Annotated in this window: 13 protein-coding genes; 10 read left to right on the forward strand and 3 right to left on the reverse strand. The window is 59.8% G+C overall.

What is annotated here, in order from left to right; translation table 11 throughout:
• Positions 1-70: 70 nt before the first annotated feature.
• The gene (gene ppnN / locus ACLH1U_RS08240; RefSeq protein WP_023290840.1) at positions 71-1438 is read right to left on the reverse strand and encodes a nucleotide 5'-monophosphate nucleosidase PpnN; all 1368 of its coding nucleotides are present in this window, start codon (positions 1436-1438) and stop codon (positions 71-73) included.
• A gap of 111 nt (positions 1439-1549) precedes the next feature.
• Positions 1550-2395, reverse strand: a complete 846-nt coding sequence (gene queF / locus ACLH1U_RS08245; RefSeq protein ID WP_023290839.1) for an NADPH-dependent 7-cyano-7-deazaguanine reductase QueF — start codon at positions 2393-2395, stop codon at positions 1550-1552.
• 68 nt (positions 2396-2463) lie between these two features.
• Between queF and syd the strand changes: the two genes are divergently transcribed.
• From syd to ACLH1U_RS08285, 8 genes are all read left to right on the forward strand, one after another.
• Positions 2464-3009: a SecY-interacting protein gene (gene syd / locus ACLH1U_RS08250; RefSeq protein WP_023290838.1), complete on the forward strand. Its 546-nt coding sequence runs from the start codon at positions 2464-2466 to the stop codon at positions 3007-3009.
• 632 nt (positions 3010-3641) lie between these two features.
• Positions 3642-3971, forward strand: a complete 330-nt coding sequence (locus tag ACLH1U_RS08255; protein WP_044524539.1) for a YqcC family protein — start codon at positions 3642-3644, stop codon at positions 3969-3971.
• On the forward strand, positions 3971-4765 hold the full coding sequence (gene truC / locus ACLH1U_RS08260) for a tRNA pseudouridine(65) synthase TruC (protein ID WP_085551560.1): 795 nt from the start codon (positions 3971-3973) through the stop codon (positions 4763-4765). Before ACLH1U_RS08255 ends, truC begins: the two co-directional genes overlap by 1 nt.
• Positions 4766-4769: 4 nt before the next feature.
• Positions 4770-5213 carry a flavodoxin gene (locus ACLH1U_RS08265; RefSeq protein ID WP_411299180.1) on the forward strand — a complete coding sequence of 148 codons (444 nt, stop codon included), beginning with the start codon at positions 4770-4772 and terminating at the stop codon, positions 5211-5213.
• Between the two features lie 470 nt (positions 5214-5683).
• Positions 5684-7036: an MFS transporter gene (locus tag ACLH1U_RS08270; RefSeq protein WP_023290835.1), complete on the forward strand. Its 1353-nt coding sequence runs from the start codon at positions 5684-5686 to the stop codon at positions 7034-7036.
• 2 nt (positions 7037-7038) lie between these two features.
• Positions 7039-8379, forward strand: coding sequence for an enolase C-terminal domain-like protein (locus tag ACLH1U_RS08275; protein WP_023290834.1), 1341 nt, complete (start codon positions 7039-7041; stop codon positions 8377-8379).
• Between the two features lie 18 nt (positions 8380-8397).
• Positions 8398-9738 carry a glucarate dehydratase gene (gene gudD, locus ACLH1U_RS08280; protein WP_004205567.1) on the forward strand — a complete coding sequence of 447 codons (1341 nt, stop codon included), beginning with the start codon at positions 8398-8400 and terminating at the stop codon, positions 9736-9738.
• A 72-nt stretch (positions 9739-9810) separates the two neighbouring features.
• Positions 9811-10950, forward strand: a complete 1140-nt coding sequence (locus tag ACLH1U_RS08285; RefSeq protein WP_326181859.1) for a glycerate kinase — start codon at positions 9811-9813, stop codon at positions 10948-10950.
• A 330-nt stretch (positions 10951-11280) separates the two neighbouring features.
• Here the strand turns inward: ACLH1U_RS08285 and barA are convergent, their stop codons facing one another.
• The gene (gene barA, locus ACLH1U_RS08290; RefSeq protein ID WP_411299181.1) at positions 11281-14031 is read right to left on the reverse strand and encodes a two-component sensor histidine kinase BarA; all 2751 of its coding nucleotides are present in this window, start codon (positions 14029-14031) and stop codon (positions 11281-11283) included.
• Between the two features lie 112 nt (positions 14032-14143).
• Between barA and rlmD the strand changes: the two genes are divergently transcribed.
• Both rlmD and relA read left to right on the forward strand, forming a co-directional pair.
• Positions 14144-15448, forward strand: a complete 1305-nt coding sequence (gene rlmD / locus ACLH1U_RS08295; protein ID WP_048335138.1) for a 23S rRNA (uracil(1939)-C(5))-methyltransferase RlmD — start codon at positions 14144-14146, stop codon at positions 15446-15448.
• A gap of 121 nt (positions 15449-15569) precedes the next feature.
• Positions 15570-17807: a GTP diphosphokinase gene (gene relA / locus ACLH1U_RS08300; RefSeq protein WP_023290829.1), complete on the forward strand. Its 2238-nt coding sequence runs from the start codon at positions 15570-15572 to the stop codon at positions 17805-17807.
• Positions 17808-17886: the final 79 nt, after the last annotated feature.

A 17886-nucleotide genomic window follows, 5' to 3' on the forward strand; every position in this document is an offset into this window, starting at 1 on the left:
TTAGCGCGTTTTGGAAGTCAGAGAAAGCGTGCCCGCCGGGGCAACAGGCGCTGCCCCGGCGGGACGGAAATCAGGCGATGATTTCGTAGCAGGGAATATAGGCGGTGCCGCCCGGGAGCTTCATGCGGTGCTGGGCGACGAAGCCCTGCAGCAGATCGTCCATGCGGCGCATCATCTCCGGGTCGCCGTGCAGCTTATAAGGACCGTACTGCTCGATGGCCTGGATGCCCACCTCTTTGACGTTACCCGCGACAATGCCGGAGAAGGCGCGGCGCAGGTCGGCGGCCAGCACTTCCACCGGCTGGTCCGGGGAGAGTTTGAGGTTGGCCATGTTTTCATGGGTCGGATCAAACGGCATCTGCAGGTCCGGCGAGATACGAATCGACCAGTTGAAGCTGTAGGCGTCGTCGGTCTCGCGACGGCTCTCTTTCACCAGCGGCATCGCTTTTTTCATCTGCCGCGCCACTTCCGCCGGGTCGTCGATGATGATCCGGTAGTGGCGACGGGCGGATTCGCCCAGAGTATGGGTGATAAATTCGTCCAGCACGCGGAAGTAGTCAGCGCTCTCTTTCGGTCCGGTGAGGATCAGCGGCAGCACCTGCGCTTTGTTATCCGGATGCATCAGAATACCCAGCAGGTAAAGCAGCTCTTCGGCGGTGCCGACGCCGCCCGGGAAGATGATGATCCCGTGGGCGATGCGCACGAAGGCCTCCAGACGCTTTTCGATGTCCGGCATGATGATCAGTTCATTGACCAGCGGGTTTGGCGGTTCCGCGGCGATAATGGATGGTTCGGTCATGCCGATAAAGCGGCTGTCTTTGTAGCGCTGCTGCGCGTGGCCGACGGCGGCGCCTTTCATCGGCGCTTCCATCGCGCCAGGCCCGCAGCCGGTGCAGATGTTGAGTTCCCGCAGTCCCAGCTGCGTACCGACGCGGCGGGCGTAGAGGTATTCGTTTTCGTTGATCGAGTGGCCGCCCCAACAGACGATCATGTTCGGCGCTTCGCCGACGTGCAGCGCGCGGGCGTTGCGCAGGATCGAGAACACCAGGTTGGTGATATGGACTGAACTTTCGAGATCGAGGTTCGGGAAGCGAACGGTATTGTGGATCTGGCCGTACACGAACAGGATATCGCGCAGCACGGCGAACAGGTTGGCCTGCAGGGAACGAATAATGCGCCCGTCAACGAAGGCCTCTTCCGGCGGGTTGATCAGTTCCAGCTTCACGCCGCGTTCGCGACGCAGCACGTTAATATCGAAATTTTCAAAACGGGACAGAAGCTCCTTGCTGTTATCGGTCAGGCTCCCCGAGTTGAGCACAGCAAGCGAGCAGTTGCGAAAGAGTTGATACAGATCGCTGCTGGCGGTGCGCTTAAGCATATCCACTTCCAGCTGCGACAGCATATCCATTGAACCAAGCGGGCTAACATGTGTAATCAAGTGAACTCCTTACAGGACGCTTATGGTCTTCCTGTGATTACAATAGCCCTGCGAGCGGCGTTTCCACAACCTTGCGCGCGTCTAAACGCACGCAAATTGTGAAAATGTTTATTATTGTCGGGCGAGGCGGCCGGTGGCAGGGGAAAAGTCGCCGTTGCTGCGCCAGGGGTTGATATCCAGACCGCCGCGTCGCGTATAGCGGGCGTAAACGGAAAGCGATTCCGGCTGGCAGAAACGGAGAATATCGTTAAAGATGCGCTCGACGCACTGCTCATGGAATTCGTTATGGTGGCGGAACGAGACCAGATAGCGCAGGAGCTGCTCGCGGTCGATTTTCGCCCCACGATACTGGATCTGCACCGAGCCCCAGTCCGGCTGGTGGGTAATCAGGCAGTTGGACTTCAGCAGATGGCTGACCAGCGTCTCTTCCACGATTTTGCCGCTGGCGGCGCCCTGCAGGTAGTCGGCGCTGAACTGATAGTTATCGATCTCGATATCCTGATCGTCGATGCAGGCGCCATGGAGGTGGGCAATCGGCTGGCCTTCCAGTTCATCCAGCCGATACAGCGAGACCTTGACCTCGCCCTGGGCGCAGGCGCTCAGATCGCGGGTCAGCGTCTCTTCAACCTCCTGCCAGCTGGCGAAACGCGTCTGGTTAAAGCTGTTGAGATAAAGCTTAAAGCTTTTTGACTCCACCAGATTGACGCTGGTGTCGGGCAGTTCGACGTGGCCGACGGCCACCTGCGGCAGGCCTTTGCCGTTCAGCCAGGAGAGTTCGTACAGCGTCCAGATATCGGCGCCGTGAAACGGCAGGTTGTCGGCATGCAGGCCAAGCGGGTCGCGGTTAAGGCTGCGCGGAACGCCCTGCAGCAGCGAGGCGTCATAGGTATCGCGGTAATCGGTTGATTTACCGAGCGTCAGGCCGGCCAGCGCCTGATGATTATCGTAAGAAGACATGTTTCACCATAGTAAAGCGGGTACACTATGACCCCAGTGTATCCTGTCTAACGTGAAGAGAGAAATCGGTGGACCATCAGACCGCAGAAGCGCTGCATGCTTTTACCCAACGTTATTGCGCCGCCTGGCAGCAGCAGCGCCACAGCCTGCCGCGCAGTGAAGAGCTTTATGGCGTCCCGTCGCCTTGCGTCGTCGACACCCAGGGCGAGGCCGTGTTCTGGCAGCCGCAGCCGTTTTCGCTGGCGCAAAATATCAGCGCGGTTGAACGCGCCCTGGATATTGTGGTACAACAGCCGCTTCATTCTTATTATACCACTCAGTTTGCCGGCGATATGACCGGCCGGTTTGCCGGCGAAACGCTAACGCTGCTGCAGACCTGGAGTGAAGAGGATTTTCAGCGGGTGCAGGAAAACCTCATCGGGCATCTGGTGGTGCAGAAGCGGCTGAAGCTGGCGCCGACGCTGTTTATCGCCACCCTCGAGAGTGAACTGGATGTCATTTCCGTCTGTAATCTCAGCGGTGAAGTCGTCAAAGAGACCCTCGGCACCGCCAAACGCATCACCCTTTCCCCCTCGCTTGCGGGTTTCCTCAACCAGCTTGAGCCGGTTCTGTAATCCAGTCTGCCTGGTCATTTGTGAGAGATCTCTTACAAAACCTGTAAGAGATCATCATCATTTAAGGCAAATTTAATCCAATCTTTTTTTGTTAACTTATTGGTATTAAATTGGATTTTTATTTTTTCGTCCTTTTGAGTGGGGACTAATCTTAAGAGATTGTCTCAAGAAGGGTTGTAAGAAGAGGCAGAATCAGTGATCCTATGTCTGTCGACAGGAAGTCGCGAAATGAAGCGAACATCAGGATGATGGCGCTTCTGCAGGACCCGCCAGGATGGCGTTGCAAGGACAGGCTTCAGGATGAAGCAAGGATAACGCAGGATCGCGTAATGGACACCTCCAGGATGGAGAATGAGAGCCGCTCAGGATGAACGGTGGATCTGGAAGATCGGGACAAACTTAAGGATAAGTCATTTCGCATCGGGGTGGTGTGAAAGCAGGATGCACGAGTTTATGGATGAACATGGTCAGGAGACCTCAGGAAAAGTTTTCAAGGACGAGCAGGGAGCACCAATGTAGCGGGAATGCTGCAAAACGAACCGGGAGCACTGTTTATACAGTGCTCCCTTTTTTTATTTCTCCTGCGGATTTGCTATCCTGCGCCCGGTTTTTAACTCATCGAGGTTTCCCCCATGACTCTTGACGATAGCGTGCGCGATCGCCTGCGCGCCATTGAAGCCCTGCTGCGCGAAACAGAGCACTGGCAGGAGACGGCGCCGGACAGCAGCGCCTTCGCCAGCGATAAGCCGTTTTGCCTGGATACTCTGGAGCCGCTGGAGTGGCTGCAGTGGGTCCTGATCCCGCGTATGCATCAGCTGCTGGAGAGCGGCCAGCCGCTGCCGCAAAATTTCGCCGTTGCGCCGTATTACGAAATGGCGCTGGATCAAGCCCACCCGGTTCGCGAATCCATGCTGGCGGAGCTGCTGCTGCTGGACGCGCTGTTTGCCGGTGAGCAGGCCTGATGCTGGAGATAATCTACCAGGACGACTGGCTGGTGGCGGTCAACAAACCGTCGGGCTGGCTGGTGCATCGCAGCTGGCTCGATCGCGATGAGAAAGTGGTGGTGATGCAGACCGTGCGCGACCAGATCGGCCAGCACGTTTTTACCGCCCATCGCCTCGACCGGCCCACCTCCGGCGTCCTGCTCATGGGACTGTCAAGCGAGGCGGGGCGGCTGCTGGCGCAGCAGTTCGAGCAGCATCAGATCCAGAAGCGCTACCATGCGATCGTCCGCGGCTGGCTGATGGAAGAGGCGCTGCTCGATTATCCGCTGGTGGAAGAGCTGGATAAAATCGCCGATAAGTTCGCCCGCGAAGACAAAGGGCCGCAGCCGGCGGTGACCCATTACCGTGGTCTGGCGACGGTGGAGATGCCGGTGGCGACCGGGCGTTATCCCACCACCCGCTACGGGCTGGTGGAACTGGAGCCGAAAACCGGCCGCAAGCACCAGCTGCGCCGCCATCTGGCCCACCTCCGTCATCCGATCCTCGGCGACAGCAAGCACGGCGATCTGCGGCAAAACCGCAGCGCCGCGGAGCATTTCGGCTGTCACCGCCTGATGCTGCACGCCAGCAAACTGTCGTTAACCCATCCCTTTACCGGTGAGCCGCTGACCCTGCGCGCCGGTTTTGACGACGTCTGGATGCGTGCGCTGTCGCAGTTTGGCTGGCGCGGGCTTCTCCCGCTAAATGAAAGGGTTGAGTTTGCCGACGACTGCGGTCAGGATGAAGAGAATAAGGTCAATCCAGGGAGATAATAGCATGGCGGAAGTCGGAATTTTTGTCGGCACCATGTACGGCAACTCGCTGCTGGTCGCGGAAGAAGCGGAAGCGATCCTCAGCGGACTGGGACACAAGGCTACCGTGTATGAGGATCCGCAGGTCAACGACTGGGAATCCTACACGGGTAAGTATGTGCTGGTGGTCACCTCCACCACCGGGCAGGGCGATCTGCCGGACAGCATCGTCCCGCTGTATGAGGGCATTAAAGATATGTATCAGCCTCACCTGCGCTACGGCATTATCGCGCTGGGCGACAGCACCTACGCCAACTTTTGCGGCGGAGGCCTGAAGTTCGATCAACTGCTGCAGGAGCAGGGCGCGAAGCGCATCGGCGAAATGCTGAAGATTGACGCCAGCGAAGATCCGGAGCCGGAGAGCGTCTCTAATCTATGGGTTGAGCAGTGGGCTACCCTGCTGGAATAAAAGCGCTGCCCTCTCCCTACGCAGAGGGCGCCCTTTCAAGATGTCGCGGCCAGATACGCGGACAGCAAAAGTGTATCCCTTTCCGGACGGCACGCCTTCAGGCAAATGCACAATATCCTTAGCAATATCATGGGTTAAGCCAGCCGGTTTCACCGGGTCAAGAGAGGTATTTCACACTCCGGCTCTTATTGCTGCGCTTTTGACCACCCGCGGCGCTGGTTTTTCATTTCCGTGAACTTCCCCCCACTCTTTCAGGCATACGCCATAAACCACCTGCAATAGCGGCGTAAAAGCTGTGTAGATGCACGGTGAGCCGCGGTGTGCCTCTTCATATACTGCTCCAGCCAGTGATAAATGCAGTGCCAGATATAACGACAACTATCAAAACACGACCACGTCATTCTGATTACCCTACAGGTTGTGCTGTTCAGAATGAACGTAGCTAAACGCTATGATTCAGGAGTACAACAATGAGTTCATTAAGTCAGGCGGCGACGGCGGCTGAAAAGCGCACCAACGCCCGCTACTGGATAGTGGTGATGCTGTTTATCGTCACCTCTTTTAACTATGGCGACCGGGCGACGCTGTCGATCGCCGGTTCGGAAATGGCCAAAGATATCGGCCTGGATCCGGTGGGAATGGGGTATGTCTTCTCCGCGTTCTCATGGGCTTATGTCATCGGCCAGATCCCGGGCGGCTGGCTGCTCGACCGCTTCGGTTCGAAGCGCGTCTATTTCTGGTCGATCTTCATCTGGTCGATGTTTACCCTGCTGCAGGGCTTCGTCGACATCTTCAGCGGCTTTGGCATTATCGTCGCGCTGTTTACCCTGCGCTTCCTCGTTGGCCTTGCCGAATCGCCGTCATTCCCGGGTAACAGCCGTATCGTGGCCGCCTGGTTCCCGGCGCAGGAGCGCGGCACGGCCGTGGCGATCTTTAACTCCGCCCAGTACTTTGCCACCGTTATCTTCGCGCCGATCATGGGCTGGCTGACGCATGAGGTGGGCTGGTCGCACGTCTTCTTCTTTATGGGCGGCCTGGGGATTGTGATTAGCTTTGTCTGGCTGAAAGTGATCCACGATCCGAACAACCATCCGGGGGTAAACAAGAAGGAACTGGAATATATCGCCGAAGGCGGCGCCCTGATCAACATGGATCAAAAGAGCAGCGCGCAGAAGGTGCCTTTCAGCGTCAAAATGGGGCAGATCAAGCAGCTGATCGGATCGCGGATGATGATCGGCATCTATATCGGTCAGTACTGCATTAACGCCCTGACCTACTTCTTTATCACCTGGTTCCCGGTTTACCTGGTGCAGGCGCGCGGCATGTCGATCCTTAAAGCGGGGTTTGTCGCCTCCATTCCGGCGGTGTGCGGCTTCGTCGGCGGGGTGCTGGGCGGGGTGATCTCTGACTGGTTAATGCGCCGCACCGGCTCGCTGAACATTGCCCGCAAAACGCCGATTGTGCTGGGGATGCTGCTCTCCATGACCATGCTGATGTGTAACTATGTCAACGTGGAGTGGATGGTGATTGGCTTTATGGCGATGGCCTTCTTCGGCAAAGGGATCGGCGCGCTTGGCTGGGCGGTGATGGCGGATACCGCGCCGAAAGAGATTAGCGGTCTTTCCGGCGGTCTGTTCAACATGTTTGGCAATATCTCCGGTATCGTTACCCCGATCGCTATCGGCTATATCGTCGGCACCACCGGCTCGTTCAACGGGGCGCTGGTTTACGTCGGCATTCATGCCCTGGTGGCGGTGCTGAGCTACCTGGTGCTGGTGGGCGATATCAAACGCATCGAACTGAAACCTGTCGCGGGGCGTTAATCATGACTACCCAATCCAGCCCGATTATTACAGAGATGAAGGTCATTCCGGTGGCCGGGCACGACAGCATGCTGCTGAACATCGGCGGGGCGCACAACGCCTGGTTTACCCGCAATATCGTGGTATTGACCGATAACGCCGGCAACACCGGCGTGGGAGAAGCCCCTGGCGGAGAGGTCATCTACCAGACGCTGCTGGCGGCGATCCCGCAGGTGGTAGGTCAGGAGGTCGCCCGTCTCAATCGCGTGGTGCAGCAGGTGCACAAAGGCAATCAGGCGGCGGATTTCGACACCTTTGGCAAAGGGGCATGGACCTTCGAACTGAAAGTCAACGCGGTAGCGGCGCTGGAGGCCGCGCTGCTCGACCTGCTCGGCAAGGTGCTCAATGTGCCGGTCTGCGAGCTGCTGGGCCCGGGTAAGCAGCGTGATGCCGTCACCGTGCTGGGCTACCTGTTCTATATCGGCGATCGGCAGAAAACCGACCTGGGTTATCTGGACCATACGCCGGGCGATCACGAATGGTATCGCCTGCGCCACCAGCAGGCGCTGAGCAGCGAAGCGGTGGTGCGCCTGGCGGAAGCCGCTCAGGATCGCTACGGTTTCAAAGACTTTAAGCTGAAGGGCGGCGTGCTGCCCGGCGAGCAGGAAATTGACACCGCCCGGGCGCTGAAAAAGCGCTTTCCGGACGCGCGCATCACCGTCGATCCTAACGGCGCCTGGCTGCTGGATGAGGCGATCGCCCTGTGCAAAGGGCTGCAGGATGTTCTGACCTACGCCGAAGATCCGTGCGGCGCCGAGCAGGGCTTCTCCGGCCGGGAGGTGATGGCCGAGTTTCGCCGCGCCACCGGGCTGCCGGTCGCCACCAATATGATCGCCACCAACTGGCGCGAGATGGGTCATGCGGTGATGCTCAACGCCGTCGATATTCCGCTGGCGGACCCGCACTTCTGGACGCTCTCCGGCGCGGTACGAGTGGCGCAGCTGTGCGACGACTGGGGGCTTACCTGGGGCTGCCATTCCAACAACCATTTTGATATTTCCCTGGCGATGTTTACCCACGTCGGCGCCGCCGCGCCGGGTCATCCCACCGCCATCGACACCCACTGGATCTGGCAGGAAGGCGACGCGCGCCTGACCAAAAATCCACTGCAGATTATTAACGGCAAGATTGCCGTGCCAGACGCGCCGGGACTCGGCGTGGAACTTGACTGGGAGCAGGTGCGCAGAGCCCATGAGGCCTATAAAGCGCTGCCGGGCGGCGCGCGCAACGACGCGGGCCCGATGCAGTACCTGATCCCCGGCTGGACATTTGACCGCAAACGTCCTGTTTTCGGCCGCCACTAATTACAAAAGGATGATGCTATGACGACTTTCTCTTCCACGCCCGTTGTCACCACCATGCAGGTGATCCCGGTTGCCGGCCATGACAGTATGCTGATGAATCTGAGCGGGGCCCACGCCCCGTACTTCACCCGCAATATCGTGATTATTAAAGATAACGCCGGCCATACCGGCGTCGGTGAAATTCCGGGGGGCGAAAAAATTCGCCAGACTCTGGAGGATGCCATTCCGCTGGTGGTGGGCAAAACGCTGGGTGAGTATAAAAACGTGCTCGGCGCGGTGCGCAATCAGTTCGCCGACCGTGACGCCGGCGGCCGCGGCCTGCAGACCTTTGACCTGCGCACCACCATCCACGTGGTGACCGGGATCGAAGCGGCGCTGCTGGACCTGCTGGGCCAGCACCTTGGGGTCAACGTCGCCTCGCTGCTCGGCGATGGGCAACAGCGCAGCGAAGTTGAAATGCTGGGCTATCTGTTCTTTATCGGTAACCGCCACGCCACGCCGCTGGCCTATCAGAGCCAGCCGGATGAACAGTGCGAGTGGTATCGCCTGCGCCATGAAGAGGCAATGACGCCGGATGCGGTGGTCCGCCTCGCGGAAGCGGCCTATGAAAAATATGGTTTCAACGACTTTAAGCTGAAGGGCGGCGTACTGGCCGGTTTTGAAGAAGCCGAAGCGATCAGCGCCCTGGCGAAGCGCTTCCCGAATGCCCGCGTGACCCTCGATCCGAACGGCGCCTGGCTGCTTGAAGAAGCCATTCAGATTGGCAAGCAGCTGAAGGGCGTGCTGGCCTATGCTGAGGATCCGTGCGGCGCTGAGCAGGGCTTCTCCGGCCGCGAAGTGATGGCGGAGTTCCGTCGCGCGACGGGCCTGCCGACCGCCACCAATATGATCGCCACCGACTGGCGGCAGATGGGCCATACGCTCTCCCTGCAGTCGGTGGATATCCCGCTGGCGGACCCGCACTTCTGGACCATGCAGGGGTCGGTTCGCGTGGCGCAGATGTGTCATGAGTTCGGCCTGACCTGGGGTTCGCACTCCAATAACCACTTCGACGTGTCGCTGGCGATGTTCACTCACGTCGCGGCTGCGGCGCCGGGCAAGATCACCGCTATCGATACCCACTGGATCTGGCAGGAGGGCAACCAGCGTCTGACCAAACAACCGTTTGAAATTAAAGGCGGAATGGTGCAGGTGCCGAGCACGCCGGGTCTGGGGGTTGAGCTGGATATGGACCGCGTAATGCAGGCAAATGAGCTATATAAGAAACATGGCCTTGGCGCCCGCGACGATGCGATGGCGATGCAGTACCTGATCCCGGGCTGGACCTTTGACAACAAGCGTCCATGCATGGTGCGCTAAAAGGCCGCTGGCCTCTGCGGGGGCCGGCATTGCGCGATAGCGACAGGGGTTAGCTCAAAGTAAGGACTGCAGATGAAAATAGTGATCGCACCGGATTCCTGGAAGGAGAGCCTGACCGCGCTGGAAGTAGCCAGTGCGATAGAGCAAGGCTTTCGCGAGATTTATCCTGACGCGGAATATGTCAGGCTGCCGGTTGCCGACGGTGGGGAAGGGACGGTGGAAGCCATGGTGGCGGCGACCGGCGGGCATCAGGTGCCGCTGACGGTGACCGGGCCGCTGGGGGAGCCGGTAGAGGCATTTTATGGGCTGTCCGGCGATCGCCAGTGCGCCTTTATCGAAATGGCGGCGGCCAGCGGGCTGGAAAGCGTTCCCCCGGCGCAGCGTAACCCGCTGCTGACCACCTCCTGGGGCACCGGGGAGCTGATTCGCCATGCGCTGGACGCTGGCGTGCGGCAGATCATTATTGGCATTGGCGGCAGCGCGACCAATGACGGCGGCGCCGGCATGGCGCAGGCGCTGGGGGCGAAATTGCTGACCGTCGACGGTCAGCAAATCGCGCCAGGGGGCGGCGCGCTGGAGACGCTGGCGCGCATCGATCTTAGCGAGCTTGATCCACGGCTGGCAGATTGTCGGATTGACGTGGCCTGCGATGTCACCAACCCGTTGACCGGCCCGCAGGGCGCCAGCGCGGTATTCGGCCCGCAAAAAGGAGCGACGGCGCAGATGATCGACCGGCTTGACAGCGGCCTGCGGCACTATGCCCGGATCATCGCCCGTGATTTAGATTGCGACGTGCTGAGCCTGGAAGGCGGCGGCGCGGCGGGCGGGATGGGCGCGGCGCTGTATGCGTTTTGTGGCGCTCAACTGCGCCCGGGCATTGAGATTGTCACCGATGCGCTGCAGCTGGCGGAGCGGGTGGCGGATGCTGATTTAGTGATCACCGGCGAAGGACGTATCGACAGTCAGACTATCCACGGCAAGGTGCCGGTGGGAGTGGCCAGGGTGGCGAAGCGATTTAACATACCGGTGATCGGGATTGCCGGCAGCCTTACCGCCGATGTCGGCGTCGTGCATCAGCACGGGCTGGATGCGGTATTCAGCGTGTTGTACACCATCTGCACGCTGGATGAAGCGCTGGCCAATGCCGCCGCCAACCTGCGGATGACGGCGCGAAACGTCGCCGCGGTTTTGCAGATGGGCGGTAAGCTGTAATGGAGGTGTCCCGGCTGGCGCGGCCTCCCGGGAATGTCTAAGCGATGTTGAAGTCGCCAGCACCGGCAGTTTCCGCAGCGCAAGCGGGTAAATTAACGGCAGGCTGCACGGACCGTAGGCCGGGCAAGGCGTCGCCGCCGCCCGGCATAAAAGCGGCTCCGTGCCCGCTCTCCTTGCCCGGCGGCGCGATGCCTGGCGAGCCGGGTGCAGGAACCGTAGGCCGGGCAAGGCGTCGCCGCCGCCCGGCATAAAAGCGGCTCCGTGCCCGCTCTCCTTGCCCGGCGGCGCGATGCCTGGCGAGCCGGGAGCAGGTCGGGAAGCCCTGTGGTTTTAGCCTCCCATCCGGCAGGCTTCGCGCGCCACGTTATCCATCTCATCCAACAGCTCAAGCAGCTCCGGCTCCAGATCCTCGGCGGCGGTGCCTGCGCGCAGCTGGCTCTCCAGAGTGTGGCAGAGCTTTTTCAGCCGCGGCACGCCGCTGTAGCTGCAGCTGCCGTGCAGTTTGTGGATCAGATCCACCAGCCCTTCCGGCTGCTCGCCGACCAGTTGCTCTTCCACTTTGTTACGCACCTCCGGCATAAAAGCGATCAGCATCTGCAGCATCTCCCTCGCCAGGTCCGGCTTCATCGCCGCCTGACGTAGCGCCAGCTGCCAGTCGAGCGTCTGGTTATGGTCGATGACTGGCTCTGCGGGCGGTATCGCCGCCGGGGCGATGCTGTGTACTCCAGGCTGATAGCGCAGCAGCAGGGCGTGCAGTTTCTCTTCTTCGATCGGCTTCGCCAGATAGTCGTTCATGCCGGCGCTCAGTAGCTTCTCGCGCTGGCCCTCCAGGGCGTGCGCGGTGACGGCGATAACCGGCGTTTGCTGGTGATGCGGCAAATGATGGATAAGCTCACAGGCGCGGATGCCGTCCATATCCGGCATCTGAATATCCATCAGGATCAGATCCATCTGCAGTTGCTTGGCCTTGTCCACCGCCTGCTGGCCGCTGTCGCAGAGGATCACCTGCTGCACAAGGTCATCCAGCAGGGCGCCAATGAGCTTCAGGTTTGCCGGATTGTCGTCGACGGCCATCACGGTCATCGGCAGCTTATGGCTGTCGGCCTGGGTCAACGGCGCGGAGGCCGTCGCATGATGGGTGGCCACCAGCGCCGGCAGCAGACGGGTGGTGGTGAGCGGTTTCAACAGGCAGGCGGCGATGCCATCGCGCTTCAGGGCTTCGGCGCTGACCTGGGCATGACATGGCAGAGCCAGCAGTACGTTATCTGACATCGCGCAGGCTTTGGCTAATTTTTCCCGGTGCGGCGACAAATCGCGCATTGAGACCGGAATACCGACCAGCAGAATGTCGTACTGGGCTTCCGCCAGAGCAGAGAAGGTGGGGCTGTAAATCACCTCCAGCGGCGTGGCGGCCAGCATCTCCAGCGTGCACTGCGCCGCCGTCGCGTTGGCTTCCACATAGGCCAGACGCTTGCCCGCCAGCCCGTCGGTATTCAGCGTATCCGGAATGGCGTTCGGGTTGAGATCGAGGCTGATATGGAACCAGAAGGTAGAGCCGCGGTTTGGCTGACTGTGGAACGAGATATCGCCGCCCATCTCCTTAACCAGACGCTGGGTGATCACCAGCCCGAGTCCGGTGCCGCCGTGGCGGCGTGAAATACTGGCATCGGCCTGACGGAAGGCCTGGAACAGCCGGGACTGGTCGCGCTCGGGGATGCCGATGCCGGTATCGTGGATCTGAATTTCGATCTGCACCCGCGAATTACTGATGGCCCGCTGCTCCACCAGCACATCGATATTACCGTGCTCGGTAAATTTGATGGCGTTGCCTACGAGGTTGGTCACAATCTGCTGCAGACGCAGCGGGTCGCCGATGACGTTATCCGGCACGTTGTTCTTAATGTTCAGCGTCAGCTCCAGCCCTTTATCGTGCGCGGAATGCGCCAGCAGGGTGACCACCTCATGAAGCGAGGTGCGCAGCAGGAACGGAATGCTCTCCAGGATCAGCTTCCCGGCTTCCAGCTTGGAAAAGTCGAGCACGTCGTTGATGATCGCCAACAGATTATTGGCCGAGCGTTCGATGGTGGTCAGGTGGTCGCGCTGCGTGGCGTTGAGATCGGTTTTCAACGTCAGACGGGTAAAGCCGATCACCCCATTGAGCGGGGTGCGCAGTTCGTGGGACATATTAGCCAGGAATTCAGACTTAATGCGCGCCGCCTCCTGGGCGCGCTTTTTCGCCAGGTCCAGTTCGACGTTCTGAATCTCCATCTGCTCAAGGGTTTCCCGCAGATCGGAGGTCGCCTGGTCGACGTTGTGCTGCATCTCCTCATGGTACGCCGCCAGCGACATGGCCATCGAGTTGATGCCGTTTTTCAGCATATCCAGTTCGCCGAGCATAAAGCCCTCGACGCGGCTGTCCAGCTGTCCGCGGCGGATGCGGTCGACGGTGTTGACCATATTGCGGATAGGGCCGGTGACGTCGCGCATCAGGCGCCAGCCGAAGATCAGCGCGATACCGATGCAGAACAGCATCATCACGCTGGAGATAAAAATCTCTTTGTACTGCTGGAGGCGCACCGATTTCAGGTCCAGCTCCAGCGCGACGTAGCCCAGCATATTGCCCGGCATTTTGGCATCGGATTCAGGGGATTCATCCGGCGAATAACTTTCCGAGACGATCGGCGTGCGCAGGATCATCATGTCGCCGTCGCGGATGACGCTGAGACGACGGGGAAACGCTTCGCCTTTCGGGATCTGCAGGTCGCTGGGGTTGAGCTGGTAATTGGAGGTGACAAACAAGCGGTTATGCGAATCGTACACCGAGATGGCCCGCACGATCTCCGAGTGGCGACGATGCAGAACGCTGATCAACTGGCCGATAGATTCGCGGTTTTGCAGATTCATGCCATATTCGCTGGAGACCGCCAGCGGCTCAATAATGCTGGTGCCGGCGTCCTCCAGCTGACGTTGCAGGTCGTTATAACGGTGAGCGACAAAGAAAACACTGAGCAACAGCCCTATCAGGACGGTTGGCGCCAGAATCAGAATCATCATGCGAGCACGCAGGCTGTAGTTGGTCATGCGGTTCCATTATGGGAGAATATAGACATCATCGTTCGGTGAGCGTCGGTGCGCCTCGCGGCGCTGCCGCTCTGAACGAGCTCGTTTTATTTGATTGAGACAACTCTCTACGATGGCGCAATTCTACTCTGCAAAACGGCGTGTGACGACGCGCCAGATCATAACCGTTACAGTCAACGACCTCGATCCCTTTGGCCAGGGCGTGGCCCGCCACCAGGGGAAAGCGCTGTTCATCGGCGGCGTGCTGCCGCAGGAGCAGGCAGAGGTGGTGCTGGTGGAAGACAAAAAGCAGTACGCCCGCGCCCAGGTGAAACGCCGTCTGACCGACAGCCCGCAGCGCCAGGCGCCGCGCTGCCCCCATTTTGGCGTTTGCGGCGGCTGCCAACAGCAGCATGCCAGCATCACGCTTCAGCAGCAAAGTAAACGCGCCGCGCTGGCGCGCCTGATGAAGCGCGAGGTGGATGAGATCATCGCCGGCGAGCCGTGGGGCTATCGCCGGCGCGCGCGCTTAAGCTTGAATTATCAGCCAAAGACCCAACAATTGCAGATGGGTTTTCGTCAGGCCAGCGATAAAGCGATCGTCGATGTGGTGCAGTGCCCTGTTTTGGTGCCCCAACTTGAGGCGCTGCTGCCCGCCGTGCGCGAGTGCTTAAGCGCGCTGAGCGCATTACGCCATCTTGGCCACGTCGAGCTGGTGCTGGCGGACAACGGCCCACTGATGGTGCTGCGCCATACCGCTGCGCTGCCGGCGGCTGACCGGGAAAAACTGGAACGTTTTTCGCAAACTCACGGTCTTTCCCTGTACCTCGCGCCGCAAAGCGAGATACTGGAACATATTCACGGCGAAGCGCCATGGTATACCTCAGACGGACTACGCTTAGTGTTCAGTCCGCGGGATTTTATCCAGGTCAACGACGGCGTGAATCAGCAGATGGTGCGTACCGCGCTGGCGTGGCTGGATCTGCAGCCGGAGGACCGGGTGCTGGATCTGTTCTGCGGGATGGGCAATTTTACCCTGCCGCTGGCGACTCGCGCCGCCCACGTGGTTGGGGTGGAAGGGGTGCCGGCGCTGGTTGAGAAGGGGCGGGAAAACGCCGCCCTCAATGGTTTATCAAATGTCACCTTCTTCCATGAAAATCTGGAAGAGGATGTCACCCGCCAGGCCTGGGCGAAGCATGGCTTTGATAAAGTGCTGCTGGACCCGGCCCGCGCCGGCGCGCCGGGCGTGATGCCGCATATTATAAAACTGGCGCCGCGGCGGGTGGTGTATGTTTCCTGCAACCCGGCGACGCTGGCGCGAGACAGCGAAACCCTGTTGCAGGCTGGATATCAGATTCAACGCCTGGCGATGCTGGATATGTTCCCGCATACCGGTCATCTGGAATCAATGGTGTTGTTTGAGCGCAGGCTTACATAAGGTCATTCACAACGTCGCAGAAGAGCCGCCCCGGCCATCAATGCTGACGCGACCTGCAGGATGACATGTAGAAAGTTGAGGCTTGCCGACTTCGGCAGGCCGGTCCCTTAAGGAGAGGACAATGGTTGCGGTAAGAAGTGCACATCTTAATAAAGCTGGTGAATTTGACCCGAAGAAATGGATCGCGAGTCTGGGGATTTCCAGCCAGCAGTCGTGTGAGCGCTTAGCCGAAACCTGGGATTATTGTCGCGAAAAAACGCAAGGACACCCGCTGGCGGACCTGCTGCTGTGGCGGGGCGTCGAAATGGTGGAGATCCTCTCCACCCTGAGTATGGATATCGATACCCTGCGCGCGGCGCTGTTGTTCCCGCTGGCCGACGGCGAAGTCGTCAGCGAAGAGGTCATGCAGGAGAGCGTGGGTAAATCGGTCGTGACCCTGATTCACGGGGTACGGGACATGGCCGCCATCCGTCAGCTGAAAGCCACTCATACCGACTCGGTATCTTCCGAGCAGGTGGATAACATTCGCCGCATGCTGCTGGCGATGGTTGACGATTTTCGCTGCGTGGTTATCAAGCTTGCCGAACGTATCGCGCATCTGCGCGAGGTCAAGGACGCGCCGGAAGATGAGCGGGTGCTGGCGGCGAAAGAGTGCACCAATATCTATGCTCCCCTGGCTAACCGCTTAGGTATCGGCCAGCTGAAGTGGGAGCTGGAAGATTACTGCTTCCGCTACCTGCACCCGGCAGAGTACAAGCGCATTGCCAAACTGCTCCACGAACGCCGTATCGACCGCGAGCATTATATCGACGAGTTCGTCGGCCACCTGCGGGCAGAAATGAAAGCCGAAGGGGTCAAGGCCGAGGTCTATGGTCGGCCGAAGCATATCTACAGCATCTGGCGCAAAATGCAGAAAAAACACCTCGCCTTTGACGAGCTGTTTGACGTACGCGCGGTGCGCATCGTGGCCGAGCGGTTGCAGGATTGTTATGCCGCGCTGGGGATCGTTCATACCCACTACCGTCACCTGCCAGATGAGTTCGATGACTATGTGGCCAACCCGAAACCCAACGGCTACCAGTCTATCCATACCGTGGTGCTGGGGCCGAGCGGCAAGACCGTGGAGATTCAAATCCGCACCCGGCAGATGCATGAAGACGCCGAGCTGGGCGTGGCCGCGCACTGGAAATACAAAGAGGGCGCGGGAGCGGGGACCAGCGGCGGCCGCGGCTATGAGGACCGTATCGCCTGGCTGCGCAAGCTGATTGCCTGGCAGGAAGAGATGGCCGACTCCGGCGAAATGCTCGACGAAGTGCGCAGCCAGGTCTTTGACGACCGGGTGTATGTCTTTACGCCGAAAGGCGACGTGGTGGACCTGCCGGCGGGGTCGACGCCGCTCGATTTTGCCTACCATATCCACAGCGACGTCGGTCATCGCTGCATCGGCGCCAAAATTGGCGGCCGCATCGTGCCGTTCACCTATCAGCTGCAGATGGGCGATCAGATCGAAATCATTACCCAGAAGCAGCCGAACCCGAGCCGCGACTGGCTCAACCCTAACCTCGGCTATGTCACCACCAGCCGCGGACGCTCCAAAATTCACGCCTGGTTCCGTAAGCAGGACCGCGACAAGAACATTCTTGCCGGCCGACAGATCCTCGACGACGAGCTGGAGCATCTGGGCATCAGCCTGAAGGATGCGGAAAAGCATCTGCTGCCGCGCTACAACTTCAACGAGCTCGATGAACTGCTGGCGGCCATCGGCGGCGGCGATATCCGCCTCAACCAGATGGTCAACTTCCTGCAGGCGCAGTTCAATAAACCGAGCGCCGCCGAGCAGGATGCGGCAGCGCTGAAGCAGTTGCAGCAGAAAACCTATGCTCCGCAGAACCGCACCAAGGACAATGGCCGGGTGGTGGTGGAAGGGGTTGGCAATCTGATGCACCATATTGCCCGCTGCTGCCAGCCGATCCCGGGCGATGAGATCGTCGGCTTTATCACCCAAGGGCGCGGGATTTCCGTGCATCGCGCCGACTGCGATCAGCTCGCTGAACTGCAGTCGCATGCCCCGGAGCGCATCGTCGATGCGGTATGGGGCGAAAGCTACTCGGCCGGATATTCGCTGGTGGTCAGGGTGGAGGCGAACGATCGCAGCGGGTTACTGCGCGATATCACCACCATCCTCGCCAATGAGAAGGTGAACGTGCTGGGCGTTGCCAGCCGCAGCGATACCCGTCAGCAGCTGGCCACCATCGATATGACCATCGAGATTTACAACCTGCAGGTGCTGGGCCGGGTGCTCGGTAAGCTGAACCAGGTGCCCGATGTCATTGACGCGCGCCGTCTGCACGGCGGTTAATTCGTCTCCAGGCCGGATAAGGCGAAGCCGCCATCCGGCAATTTCGCAACGTCGGATAAGGTCGAAACGCCTTATCCGG

It is taken from the genome of Klebsiella sp. 1SOBk5mer (genome assembly GCF_046603115.1).
Taxonomy (GTDB): Bacteria; Pseudomonadota; Gammaproteobacteria; order Enterobacterales; family Enterobacteriaceae; genus Klebsiella; species Klebsiella quasipneumoniae.

What these genes read in the sequence shown, in the direction of transcription:
- ACLH1U_RS08255 (WP_044524539.1), top strand. Translation starts at nt 3,642, where the DNA reads ATGACTCTTGACGATAGCGTGCGCGATCGCCTGCGCGCCATTGAAGCC.
- ACLH1U_RS08275 (WP_023290834.1), top strand. Translation starts at nt 7,039, where the DNA reads ATGACTACCCAATCCAGCCCGATTATTACAGAGATGAAGGTCATTCCG.
- ACLH1U_RS08265 (WP_411299180.1), top strand. Translation starts at nt 4,770, where the DNA reads ATGGCGGAAGTCGGAATTTTTGTCGGCACCATGTACGGCAACTCGCTG.
- barA (WP_411299181.1), bottom strand. Translation starts at nt 14,031, where the DNA reads ATGACCAACTACAGCCTGCGTGCTCGCATGATGATTCTGATTCTGGCG.
- ACLH1U_RS08270 (WP_023290835.1), top strand. Translation starts at nt 5,684, where the DNA reads ATGAGTTCATTAAGTCAGGCGGCGACGGCGGCTGAAAAGCGCACCAAC.
- truC (WP_085551560.1), top strand. Translation starts at nt 3,971, where the DNA reads ATGCTGGAGATAATCTACCAGGACGACTGGCTGGTGGCGGTCAACAAA.
- ACLH1U_RS08285 (WP_326181859.1), top strand. Translation starts at nt 9,811, where the DNA reads ATGAAAATAGTGATCGCACCGGATTCCTGGAAGGAGAGCCTGACCGCG.
- relA (WP_023290829.1), top strand. Translation starts at nt 15,570, where the DNA reads ATGGTTGCGGTAAGAAGTGCACATCTTAATAAAGCTGGTGAATTTGAC.
- queF (WP_023290839.1), bottom strand. Translation starts at nt 2,395, where the DNA reads ATGTCTTCTTACGATAATCATCAGGCGCTGGCCGGCCTGACGCTCGGT.
- gudD (WP_004205567.1), top strand. Translation starts at nt 8,398, where the DNA reads ATGACGACTTTCTCTTCCACGCCCGTTGTCACCACCATGCAGGTGATC.
- rlmD (WP_048335138.1), top strand. Translation starts at nt 14,144, where the DNA reads ATGGCGCAATTCTACTCTGCAAAACGGCGTGTGACGACGCGCCAGATC.